At 71.7% G+C, this 13,428-nt stretch carries 1 protein-coding gene (running past both ends of the window); it reads left to right on the top strand.

The whole window is internal to a toxin glutamine deamidase domain-containing protein gene (locus tag OG285_RS09510; protein WP_371793490.1) on the top strand: the coding sequence, 55,035 nt in all, runs 15,474 nt past the left edge and 26,133 nt past the right edge, and what appears here is coding positions 15,475-28,902 (codon 5,159, complete, through codon 9,634, complete); the first codon wholly inside the window starts at window position 1. Both codon boundaries (start and stop) fall beyond the window edges.

Below are 13,428 nucleotides of genomic sequence, written 5' to 3'. Positions count from 1 at the left end.
TTCATCCTGAAGGAGTCCGGTTCCAACCAGCTCACTTCCAATCGCAAGTTCAGCCTGCCCATCAGCATGTGGCCGGCGAGCGGCTTCACCGGCACCGTCACGCTGCGGCTCTCCGGCAGTTGGAACCAGGTGAACTTCCGGATCTCCCGTACCCGCGGCGGGCTGCGGATCGAGCGGGTGAAGGGGCCCGTCGACAGTCACCTGTACGTCAACAACGCCATCTTCGACGTCAAGTCGTACGTGCAGAGCGAAGAGCACGGCCGGCTGGTCTCCGCGGGCGATTCGCCGCACGTGCTGCGGCTCGGGGTCCGTAACGGCTTCCACTGGCGGGTACCCACGAGCATGACGCGGGAGGTGCCGCCCGGCCCGCTGGGGGTGCCGCGCGATATCCGGTTCCCTGAGTCGGTACGGCCCCAGCAGGTGACGGTCGACGCCTTCGCGCCGCCCCCTGCCCTGATCGACTGGGCGCTGGGCGTGGCCCACAAGTACGCCGGGCTCACTCTGGACAAGGAGGGGACGCGGCAGATTGTTGAGGCGTTCCAGTCCGGCGCCCTGCGCAAGAGCACGACCAACGCGACGCTCAGCGAGATCAAGACGCCCGCGATCTACGTCGGCGGTGGAGTGGTCGGTTACTTCGGCTACGAAGTCCTCTACGACCACGAGGCGACCGCGACCCTCGACCGTCCGTTCTATGACGAGATCATCCGCATCGACAACGAGTTGAGCGACGAGGCGGCCCTGGAACAGGCCGTCAACAAGGGCGCGTCCGTCGCGGTGTCCGGTGGTTGGGTGGCCAACCTCACGGCTCTCCGTGCGAGCTTGGTCGCGGAAGTGGGCCTGCACACCGCCCGGAACGACAGCACGACCCAGTCCAGTTTCTCGACCCTCATCAACTCACGGATGGACACCGCCCCGGCGAACGGGTCCCGTCGGCTTCCGAGGCCGCACGGGTCCTACCGCGTCCCGGTGAAGCTGCGGGTCGTCTTCCACTCGCCGGACGACATCACCGGCTTCGAGCCCCCGCCCCACCTGAAGCGGCGTGGCATCGACAAGGCCGAGCAGCACGCCACGTTCGACGCCAACGCCATGATGCGCGTCACCAATGGTGACGCGCGGAAGTGGGGTGGCTGGGACACCGGCCGCAAGCAGCAGCGCGGCATGGGGGTCCCCGACCCGCTGCTTCCCTCGCTGGGAGGCCAGAACCCCTTCGCGGCCATGGAGAGCAGCCAGTTCCGCGGGTTCGAGCGGCTCAGCGGCCCGCTGCGGCTGCCCGAGCAGGGAAGCCGCTCCCGGCTCTTCGGAGTCCGCAAGAGTCCGCGTACGACCGGCCTCGGGCGCCTGCCGTCTCCGACGGTGCGCGAGACGGCGCGGGCGCAGCAGTCCCAGGCGTCGGGCCGGGTGTCGCCCTCCCGCCCCGCCCACAGCAGAAGCCGCTCCGCGGGGAGTACGAAGGGGTCCCCGCTGGACTGGCTTCGGCGTACCGCCTCCCGCGGGTCGGGGTCGCGGAGCGGTGGCGGCGGGTCCAACGAGCTGTCACGGGTGGGCGATTTCGCTTCGGGTGTCCTTACGCCCATGCCCGACGAGCGCCCGTTGGGTGCCGGGCTGGAGCCCGAGGTGAGCAGCGCGCTGCGGCGTAACCCGATGACGCGCACGTTCGTCCAGGCCAACCCGTCGAAGCCGCGGAAGATCGCCAACCGGGCCCACCACGCGGTCGCGCCCCCCGCACGACGGGCGCGGGTCGCGGTGCGCAACACCCGAAGGTCCGCCTGGGCCAGGCTGCGCGGCCGCCCCCTGCCGGCGCGTGAGAAGCCGCAGTTGCTCTGGAATTCCATGTGGTCCGGGTCCGGCAGCTCGATGCGCAACAACTACCGGCTGCCGGGCGGAGTCAGCCCGGTGGTCCTCAACCCGCGGATACCGGATCTGCGGGCCGGCCAGGTCCACCACGTCGTCCTCACCAAGACCGGCCGGACGCGGCGGCACGGCCTGGCCCTGCGGGTCCGCGGCGTGTACTGGGGACCGGCCCGCTGGCAGGGGCTGCGGCCGGAGCAGGAACTCGGGGTGGGGCTGAACAACATCACCGGGTTCGGCCAGAGTTCGGAGACCTCGCAGGGGAAGAGTGTGAGCGGTTCCGCGGACGCGGGGCCGAAGGACCCCGGCACGGGCGACCGTGCCCTGTGGGGCCTCACCCTCAGCCGCAGCAGGACCAAGTCCCGGAAGGCGAAGTCCGGCAGCGAGGGCGGCAGCGAGTACGTGCTGTGGGCCACGCCGCGTGTGCATGCGTGGGACCAGGACGTGGTGCTCCTCGTTGACGCGTGGGGGGTGCGGGTCCCCCGGTCGCTCCTGCGGCTGGCCACCCGCTCGGCGTTCCGCCGTGGACCCGTGCGCGCCGAACTGGGCGGCCCTCTTGAGGTGCTGGCCCCTGTCCCGCTGGGCCCGGAGGACGACGGCGCGCTGGTCCTGAAGACCCAGGCGCGAACCTACTTCCCCGACATCCTCATGCCGGAGAACCTGCGCGGGCTGTGGAAGGAGCGCGGCCAGGCTTCCCAGCGGGGCCACGCTTCCCCCACGGGCCCAAAGCCCCTCCACCTGTCCGACGGCGAGACGCGGGAACTGGTCAGGGACCTGCGCGACCGGCCGATCCAGCACGCGGAGCACGGCAACCACACGCACCTGCGCAGCGGCCACGCCAAGCCGCTCGCAGCGGTCATCTCGGGCGCCCTGCGGAAGGCGGCCCCCGATGTACTGAAGTGGTACTTCACCGATCAGGAGGGGGAGCCGAACTACGGGACCGTCGAGAACCAGACCATCGAGTACCTCGTGGCGGACGGCGCCCTGGACACCAAGGTCGACGCCATGCTGGGCGCCGGCTGGAGCCTCTCGCGTGGGGTCTACGCCTACGGGTGGGGGCTCCGCCACACGTTCGCGATCAAGGTGCGCGCGCTGCCGGGCAGCCACAGCGCGCGCAGCGTCGTGGACAGGGGGCTCTCCAACGAACACGCCCCCATGCACTACATACGGCCCGGCGGCGGCACCGGCAAGCAGGACACCCTGGACCTGTCGTTGCGCCTGTCCGGCGCCAAGACCTGGAACTCCTCGATCCCCGACGCGGAGCCCGGTGTCCTGGTGTCCGGCGGCTCTGTGACGCTTTACAACAAGACCAGGACTTCGACCGAAGGGGCGAATCTGGCCTTCGGGCGGGTGGCGGGTGAGCAACGCTCGGGCCGTCAGGTGCTGATCACGCACGAGAACACCACCTACCTCGTGGAGGTGACCCGCAAGTCCCGCGCGATCGGGGCCGCCGAGCACCATGAGGCCGTCGCTGTGGAGCTGGGGGACCGGCAGGAGCTGGCAAGCTGGCAGGAGGCCGAGGAGCGCGGCCTGATCACCAACGGCCTGGAGAAGATCCGCCCGAGCATCCGTATGCGTCCGCTGCTGGACGTCCCTGTCGGGTACAACGTGCAGGGAACGATCGACCCGCGCCCGGCGCTGCTTGAGTTCCAGCGGGCACTGCGCGCCCGCGGCATGGGACGCGTCCTCCCGGAGTCCACAGTCGGGGACCTCGGCGGGCTGCGTGAGGCGTTGGAGAACCTCTTCAACCCCGACGCCTTCCGGGGTGCCGTCGACGAGCTGACCTTCCCGGGAGTCTGGTCCTTCCGCCACTTCGACAACCAGACCGCCGGCAGCCACGGGTTCGGCCCGTTGACCGGAGAGGTCTTGGTCAGTCTGGTGCGCCGCGGTCCGCTCAGGGACCGCGGTAGGCCGGTCTTCGCCACGGACCTTTTCAACCAGTTCTCGAAGTCCGAACAGAACGAGAGTTCGGCCGGCCTCACCCGGGTCACCACCGTGGGCACCACAGCGCTGGGGCTCCCCGGCACCGAGCAGAACGCCGCCGACGGCTCCTCGCAGGGGGAGAGCCTCGCCGTCAGCACCGCGGCGGGGGCCTCGATGCCCTCCTCGCTGGCGAGTGCGCGGGTGAAGGAGTCCTACAAGTACCCGATGCTTTTCTCCTCGGGCCGCCACGACGAGTTCGACGGTGAGTACGACCTGGAGCTGAGCTACATCCGGGACGACGGGACGACCGTCACGACGCGGGTGCCCGCTGGCAGCCTGCGCCGGACGGTGGGAGAGTGGCTGCTCGTCCCTGACCTCTCGGATCCGACGTCCGCCCATGGCCGGTCGGAGGACGGCGCGACTGAGCCCGCCGCCGGCTCCGGGGTGCGGCGGAGCGCGCCGGGGGAGCGGACCGCCGACGACCCGGTCGTCGTCGTGCCGGTCGGCCCCGGTCAGCAGTGGGGGCCGGGGAAGCACGAGCGGCTCGGCGAGATGCTCACGCACGACGATGTGATGCTCCTCAACGCTCCCGACACCCAGCGACTGTTCGAGCGGGCGGTCGCGGTGCTCGACCACGCCGCCGCGTGGGTGGAGCCCGAGGCCGTGTCCACGCCGGACGCCCCCGCCTCCGCCTCCGGGATCTCCGAGTCCGGCACCGCTTCAAGCCCTGCCGAGACCGGCAGTGGCTCCCAAGCCCGTTCGGCGCGAACGATGTTCGCGGATCTGTTCCGCCACGGGCCGGTACGCGCGCACACCTCGCTCACCCGCCCGGGTCAGACCGCGCGCCAGAAGCTCCGCCAGTCCATCGGGCAGCGGGCCATGATCCTCTCGGGCAAGGAGGCCCTGGGGAAGAAGGGCTACACGCCGGGTGACATGTACGACGGCGCCGCCGTCGGCCGCTCCGCCGGCCGGGTCACCGTGCTCCTGCGACCGGCCGAGAGCGCGTCGGCACGGGTGATCGGCGTGACGGACAACGCCAAGCTCTTCGGCGACAAGCGCGTCATCGACCAGACGTCGTTCATCACGGGCCGCTCGGGCATGACCATGAACCTCACGGCCGCGCCCTACCCCGCCTTCAACACCGGTGGTGGCCTGTCCACGGTGACCGGGGACAACCTCCCGGCGTTCAACGCCGGGGAGTCCGACGCCAACCAGTACTCGGTGTATCAGGCCGACCAGGTGCGCCTCGTGCCGCAGGACCGTCTGCTGATCTTCGAGGTGTCCCTCGAAGGACGGGTGGAGGGCCTGGTCACCAAGAGCCGGTCGGCGCGGGTCCTCAGCGCAGTGCGCCGGTTCTTCGGGGGGCGTTCGAAGCCCGTCGACGAGACGGACGGTAAGGCGTTCGGGGCGGGGCAGGTCTTCGCGTCCACCTTCGTCGCCGACGAGAAGCTGTACGGCCTGGTGCAGAAGGACGTGGCACGCGAGTACGGGCTGATCGACGACGACAACTTCCCGGCCGCGGTGGACACCGCCTTCGACCAGGTCAAGGAGTTGAACGCGAAGGTCCAGGCGAACAGGCTGGCGCTGTCGGACACCGAGATCCGGGTGGAGGAGGACTACGAGCACCTGTACTCGCTGCTGACCGAGGCGGACGGGATCGGCGACGAGATGGAGGCGGCCGCCCGGCTGCCCGAGCTCGCCGAGCGCTACGAGCAGGCCGTCGGACGGCTGGCCGGGCACCTCGTGGAGCACGCGGCGCAGCGGGACGCGGACCAGCAGTTGTCCAAGCAGTACGCGCAGGCCAAGCAGAACGCCCAGGACCTGCTCGCATGGCACCAGCAGACCCCGGCCGAGCGCGGTGACACCCCTGAGCCCGAGCTGTACAAGCCGGACGAGGTGGAGTCCTCGCTGAAGACGACCCGGCACCCGGTCGCCGACATCGGCGATGGCCTGCTGACGCCCACACCGGACGAGGCCGGGCCCGCCCTCCCCCGCTATCTGGATGCGGACCTGCGGAGGCTGGCCGTCAACGCCGCTTCTCCCGGCGGCGGCTGGGCCGGCGGGCGCGTCCCGCCGCAGCACCAGTTGCTGCGGGAGCTGTTCAAGGCCGATGCCCTGCGGGAGTCGCTGTCCGGCAGGCGGCAGGAGTGGGAGGCCGCCCAGCGGTCCGGTGACGCGGATCTGGCGGCCCTGCGAGGCGGTCAGATCGCCTATCTCCAGAAGGCGCTTGAGCGCACCATCACGTCGGCCGGTGAGACGCTCAGGGAGTTCGACCGGCGCATCGACGCGCTGCGGGAGATGGCAGACAACCCCGCGCCCCAGGACCACGACGCGGCAGGGATGGCCAGGGACACCGTGCGGCACCTGCTCGACGGCGGTGACCTGAGTGTCCTGCCCGGCGAGGTCGCCGACCGCCGCCAGGCGCACGAGCGGGCCCGGAACAACCCGCCGGCCAACGACGGCTCCGAGGGCGCGCGCCTCCTTCAGGACCGTGCGGACCGCATCACCCTCGACCTGCGCCCGGCTCGGGTGCGGGATTCCGCGATGCGGGTTGCCGAGCAGTTGCCTGAGCCCTCCGTCCTGCCACCGACCCGTTCGACCGCCGAGCTGACCGAGGCCCAGCGGCGCGGTGCGGGCCGGACGGAGAACTCGCCCAAGGGCACACTCCACCGCGACGAGCAGACCGAGGCACCTACCCATTACGCGGACGCCGACGGGGCTCTTTACGACGTCCGCGACCCGCACGACACGGAGAACCCCGACCTGACCAAGGGCGAGGGCCTGCCGCTCTCCCTGGCCGTTGGGCTCGACGCCCTGCACGCCTCGGGCGACTGGCAAGGACGGCGGTACGCGGGCGGCACCGCGCGAGAGGTCGCCGCACACGTACGTGCGGCGATGTCCGATCAGGCCCTTCGGGAGCCGGAGCTGGCCGCGACCTGGTTCGGGCCGGAGCTCGGCGACACATTCGTACCCGAGGACCTGGACGCCGCCGGGCTGACGGGCCGGCTGGACGACCGTCACCAGCGTGAGTTCGCGCAGGACGGCGTCCTGCACGGCAACCTGAGGCTCGCCCCCCGCGAGGGCGGCGAAGCGGCGCCGCTCGCGCCCAACCGGCGCGGCCACAAGGTGCCGCTCGCACTGGACGAGAAGGCCACGCTGCTCTCCCGGCAGCTGCTCCGCGGCGGCGACGCCGAGGTCGGCGGGCTCGCCGAGGCCGGCTACGACAACGCCGCCTCCGACTACGTGCCGCAGCTCTTCGCCAACCGCCACGGTGTCAACGTGCGCGTGATCATCCCGGAACAGGGCGAAGCGGTCTACCGGCCGGGGCGCCCGGACGCCGCACGCGACGCTCTGTCCGGCCGCCCGACCGTGCACCTGCTCCTGGCGGACGGCACCTTCACGGCCCTCATCCCGCGTCCCCCCCGGGAGCTGTCGGGAGAGGTCGATCTGTGGCATTCGCTGAACGCGCTTCTTGAGAAGGAGAACGCCGGGCTCGTGGCCAGAGGCCTCGACCCCGTGGAGATGCCGTCCCAGGCGGAGGCGGCGGACTACCTGGCGAAGTACCGGGCCGGCCTGGTGCCGCGCGGTTCGAAGCACGACACGGTGAAGACGATCGCGGGCAACCGCGTCACGGAGCTGCTGGAGGAGGCCGGGGCCCGCCGCGAAGGCGGCACTCCGAGGCCACTGGGGCTCAAGGGCGGAAGGCTCAACCGTGACCAGCCCCCGAACTGGGAGGAGCAGGCCGGTCCTTCGGACCTGCTGCCCGAGGAGGAAGAGGCCCCGGGGACTCTGCCGCAGAGGCCCTTCGCCAACGAGCGGGACCGTATCGCCTTCCACGCCATCGGACGGCGCCAGACCCCCGCGGCCAACCTCCGACCGCAGCCGGTCGACCCGCGGCAGGAGGCGGAAGACGCCCGCGAGGAGGCGCGCGCCGCCGCCAGGGAGGCGATAGCGCGCGCGGAGGAGTGGGACAGCGACGAGCTGCCTGAGGCACAGGCCCCTGCCCCGACGCGGCGCAGGCGGCCCCTCCTCGGCCGTCGCCAGGCCGATCAGTCCGTGGCGCAGGCGATGCCTCCGAGGATGCCCACCCTGCGTAGGGGGGGAGCCACGATGGGGACGCTCGGCGGTGACCCGGGGCTGATCTCGCAGGTCGGCGAGGACCTCGGCCAGGACGGCGCGGACCGGATCCTGCTGGACGGCCGGTCGGTCGACGACGGGGTCGAGGGCCCCGACGGGCGGCTGACGTATCCGGACGAGGAGCGGTGGGGCGACCGGGTCACTCAGACCACCGGCCTGGTGGTCGGCCGCACCTTCTTCAACGACATGGACCGCTCCCTGCGTGCCTTCTACTCGTCCTTCCGGGCGATCACCAGGGGCGTCCAGTGGCAGGGCCTGCCCGGCATGCGGCGGGGCGCCTGGTTCGACGCGCCCATCGGCGACCGGGGCCGGGCCTTCCTGCTCGGCGGCCACGGCTACGACCTGAACATGAGGCCGGACCTCACCGCGGACGTACTGCGGCACTTCTCCGCCAGGGCGGAGGCCGAGGGTGTCGTGGCGGTGTGCGACTTCCCGCCCCAGCAGGCGCGGCGGGTGGCCGACGAGCACGGCATCACGCTGCACACCGGCATGGTGCTCGGCGACGACCCGAGCGCCTACCACGTACTGGAGGACGCCCAGGGGCGGCCACGGGACTGGCAGGTGTTCCGCCCGAACCAGCCGACGGAGAACCACCCGCAGGGGCCGCGGGCCTGGGACGTGGACGAGTCGGCGTACCCGGAAAGCCGCCTGCACAACACGGGGCGGCGCGGCCTCTTCCGCCGTACGAGGGACGTCGAGCCGCAGGCCGGGCCGAGCGCCGCAGCCACTCGCCGCGGCGGCGCGGCAGGAGAGGTGGCCCCACCCTCGTACGCGGAGTCTCGCGGCGCCGTGCGGCAGGACCCGCTCCGGGTCGGTGACGATCCTGTCGGCGAGGCGATCCAGCACCCGCAGTGGGCGCAGCGGGCCGCCGTCTACGAGGAGGGCGTGATCCGTGCCTTCCGACAGGACCAGGAGGTGCGCGCCGCAGCCGATGGCGTCCGCGCGGCCCTCCAGAAGTACGCGGAGAACGAGGTGGACTCGGCCGTCCGCACGGGGGTGCGGCGCGCGATCGGCCTGCGGCCCGATGGCGGCCTGACGCGCGAGCTGGCGCAGACGATGGACGCCGAGGCCAAGCTCGACTACGTCTTCCGCCCGTCCCGGTCCGTGCCCAAGGGGCTCGACCTCACGGCCCTGAGCCGGGAGGAGGCCACGGAGAAGGGCTATCTCCTCGGTACCGGTGACATCGACCTGATGGCACGGCAGATGCACGCGTTCGCGCAGTGGGCCCGTAGCCACAAGGCGGACCAGGTGGACCCCCTGGCGCTCGTCAAGGCGTTCCTCGCGGACATGGTGTCGCCCCGGGGCGGCACCACGGCGCCCCCGACGATGAGGGAGGTGCTTGAGGCCGCGGTCCGTGCGGGCCTGGTGGGGAAGGAATGGCGGGCCGGGGCGTTCGACTCCGCTCCCGAGATGTACGAGGCGTTCGACCGTACGTACGCCCCCGCCGCTTCGCTGACGGGCGGCTCGCAGATCCGGCACCCCGAGGAGGGGGACGTCCAGGCCCTGGCCGAGGCGATCACCCTGCCGCATCTGGCCATGCGCTACGACGCCGTCAGTCCGCCCCTCCTGGTCGCCGACGACAGCCACGAGGCCGCGCGTGACCTGGGCCTGGACAGCCGGAGTGCGGACGCGATCCGCCAGGTGCTGCACAGGGCCTCCGCGCATATCGACAGCGCGGTGGCCCGGTTGGCAGCCGGCACGCTGTTGCACGATCTCCCGCCGATCGACCGGGACGTCTCCCTGGAATTCGAGGGGTACGGCAGCGTCGGGGCCGGCAGCGAGATCGTCCTCAAGGGCTTCTCCCAGGGCCGTCTCTCCGCCTGGGAAGCCGACATCCTGGCCCGGGACGAGCCTTCCCAGACGCAGTTGCTGATCAGGCGTTCCAGCGCGCGTGACGTCACCGGCCTGACCCAGGACGGGCACACCCTGACCCTCTATCCCCCCGACGCGGTGCGAGTCCGCGTCGCGGAGGACTCGCTCATCCAACTCCCTCACGGGGCAGGCACAGTACGCCGGTTGGTGGCCGACGAGATCACCCCGCTCCCCAAGCCGCGCGTGCGGTGGGGCGGGCAGAGTGTCCGACGCCACGACGTCGTCTCCGAGGACACCGGAGAGTGGGTCTCCACCGGGTACTACGACGACCAGGCCATGGCGAGGAGGATGGCGCCGCTGCGCCGGGCCCACCTCGCGGGCCGGGTGCGTATCTGGCGTCAGGAGAACGGCGAGCCGGTCGCCGAGCAGTACGACCTGGCTCTGCCCATGCCCGTTCCCGGCGACTCCCGCCCCAAGGTGTTCACCCTTTCCTGGCACTCGGGCTCGCTCTACGACTGGGCCGGCCTCGGGCAGCGGTTCGCCCGCACGCTCAAGAAGGATCGCCGTCAGGTCCTGATCGTCGGCGCGTGCCGGGCCGGCAGCAGCGTCCAGCACCCCGACTTCCGGCTGGTGTCGGCCACCAGGAACGGCGACCTGAAGATCATCATGTTCGTCGGGGACACGGCCCTGCGCACGGTGCCCGGGTCCTCGGCCCCCGTCTGGGACGCGATGTGGGACGAGGCGGGGAACCCGACGAACCTCGTCATCTACGAGAACGGGGCACACCGGACCTTCCCCGGCCCCGAGGACCACGGTTCGCCCGTCACCGGCGTCGGGCCCCCCGCACCGGAGCTCCTCAACTCCCCTGCGGGACAAGGCCACGCCTCCGATGCGCGTGGGCTGACGCGTCGACCGCGAGGGACGCGGGTGGACCAGGAGCCGCAGGCCGAGCCGGGCTCCGTCGCCGATCCCGGCCCGTCCCCGACTCCTCCGCCCGGGTATCAGGAGCGCCCCGAGGCCCGGACTTCGGGCCCCGTCGACGTAGTCAGGAACCCGGACTGGTGGCCGCGGGCCGAGCGCTACGAGAACGCGGTGATCGGTGCGTTCCGGCAGGACGAGAGGGTGCTCGAAGCCGGCCGCCGCATCACCAAGGCCGTCAGGGACCACGTGGAGAGCGAGGTGGACAAGGCCGTCCACCAGGGGCTGCGGAGCAGGATCGGCCTGCGGCCGGGGAGTTCGGTGACGGCCGGGCTGAAGTCGGCCCCCTTCGAGCACAAGCTGGCGCACGTCCTCGCCAGGGAGCCGTTCCCCGAGGGGGTCGACCTGGCACGCCTGGACCCGGACAGGGCCAGGCTGGACGGTCACCTCCTCAGCAACGGCGAGATCGAGTTCACCGCCCGGCTGATGCACCTGTTCGCGAGGCTCGCCCGCGGCGACGAAACGATCCGGGTGGCTCTGCCGCAGACCCTCCAGGCGTTCATCGCCGACCTGGTGCGGGTCAGGCCGCCGAGCACGAGCACGCCCCCGGCGACGGTGACCGAGGTGCTCACCGCGGCGGACCGCCTCGGGGGGGAGTACGCGCGGGAGCTGCTCGCCGGTGCGCTCGGCAACGGCGCCCCCAGGATGTACGAGGCGCTCGACCGCGAGCTGACCCCCGCCCGCTCCCTCTCGGGCGGCCAGGAGGAACGGCAGCCGTGGGTGCCGGTGGACGGGGAGGGCCTGAGCCCTTCGGACGCGCTCACCCTGCCGCACCTGGCGCTGAGCTATGACGCTCTCTACGCCTCGCAGGACAGTGATCCGGACAGCGTCGCCGCGGCCCGTTCCTGGGCAAAGGAACGGGGGCTGGACGACCGGCGGGCCGCCGCCTTGCAGCGGCTGTTGGGGCAAAACCGCGGGGAGGCTTCGGCGCACGCCTTCGTGAACGAGTTGGCGGCCGACACGTTCCACCAGTACCTGCCGCCGGTACGCCGGAACGTCTTCGTCGCTTTGCCCGCCTCCGGCCGCCTCCGCGTCGGCTCGACGGCTCGTATCGACGACTGGCAGCGGGGCCGTCTCGCCCCCTCGGACGCGGTGAACCTGGACGGCGGCAACCCCACCACGTTGCTCCAGCTCGTGGATTCGACCGCGCGTGACGTCACCGGCCTGGGCCAGGACCAGGGCCCCTTGGTCCTGCTGCCCCCGGGGACGGACGTCCGTATCGAGAAGGAGCGCTTCTGGTACGACTCCTCCCGCGACGTCCACGTGCGGGTACTGGAGGGCCGCGAGGTCAACCAGCTCGGCCGGCCCGACCAGCTCGACGAGCCGGGTGTGCGGTGGGCCCCCCAGGGCGCGCGCCGCCACGACGTCATCGCCGAGAACAGCGATCACTGGCTCGCCACGGGATACTTCGACGACTTCCACATGTCGCTGCGGGCGAAGCCCTACCGGCGCATCGACCTGGCGACCACGCTGTACCGGTGGAGTGGGAAGAACGGCCGGAGTGTGGCCGTGCAATACAGCATGCCCCGCCCGAGCGGGAGCGGGCCTGGCGTGAAGGTGTTCGGCCTGGGGGGCCACCAGAGCTCGATGGACGAAGCGGTCCGCTCGACCGAGGGGTTCGCCCCCACACTCGTGGCGGCCAAACGCAGCCACCTGTACCTCGCCCAGTGCGCCGACACCAGCGTCCAGCACCCGGACCCCCGGCTGGAGACGCTCACCCGGGAGAAGCCCCTGACGGTCGTCGGCTTCCTGGGGAAGATGTCGCTCAGCCTGCAGGACGGGAACTACGCCCCCGACTGGCACGCGATCGAGGACGACAACGGGAACCCCACGGACCTGTTCATCTACGAGAACGGGACCTTCAGGACCTTCCCCGGCCCCAGCGACGAAGGGTGGCCGGCCTTCGGCGTGGAGCCTCCGCTGGAGGCCCTCATCAACAGCCCCGCCGAGCACGGCGGCCTCACCCACCGCCCGCGACGGCCGCAGGCCGAGTCGAGCTCCGCGGCCGGCAGCCGCGCCGGGGCGAGGTCCTCCGGCGACCGTCGCGCCGAGTGGGACGACGAGCGATGGGACCAAGCGCCTCCTCCCGGATACACCCCGCACGACACGTCCTGGGACCCGGCGCCTCCTTCCGGGGAACCGGTGTCGAATCTCGCCAATTCCATGGTCGCGGACCCGGGCTGGGCCGATGCGGCCAGGCGGTACGAGAAGGGCCTCAAGGAGGTCTTCAGGGCCGACGCGAAGGTGAGCAGGACCGGTGCGGCCATCGACGAGGCCTTCCGCCGGTTCGTCACGGATTCCCTCAAGAAAAAGGGCAGCTCGCTGAGCCGCTTGCGGGGCAGGGGGGCAACCGGCCCGTTCGACCCTCAGCAGCTTGTCGAGTTGCTGGAGAGCCGTGACTCAAGGACCGCGCCCGCGGAGCGGATCGGCCGGAACGAGACGGCCTCGCTGCGGGGCCAGGGCTATCTCCTCAGCGGCCGGCGGACCGACGCCACCCTCCGCCTGCTGCGTGAGTTCGAGACGCTGGGTCTGCACGAGCTGGGGAGTGCGGCCCTCCTCAGGGCGCTCATCGCGGGCCGGGTGACCGTCCTGCCGGACGAGGTGAGCCCGAGCCACCTGACGGCGTACGAGATCCTCGACCTGGCGGACAGGACGGGCGTCGGCAGGAGGGTGCTGCAGTCGGGCTTCCTCCGCAAGGGGGCCGGCCGCATGTACGAGGGTCTTGGCAGC

The organism is Streptomyces sp. NBC_01471 (assembly GCF_041438865.1).
Lineage (GTDB): Bacteria > Actinomycetota > Actinomycetes > Streptomycetales > Streptomycetaceae > Streptomyces.
This window is presented reverse-complemented; position numbering and strand designations above follow the sequence as displayed.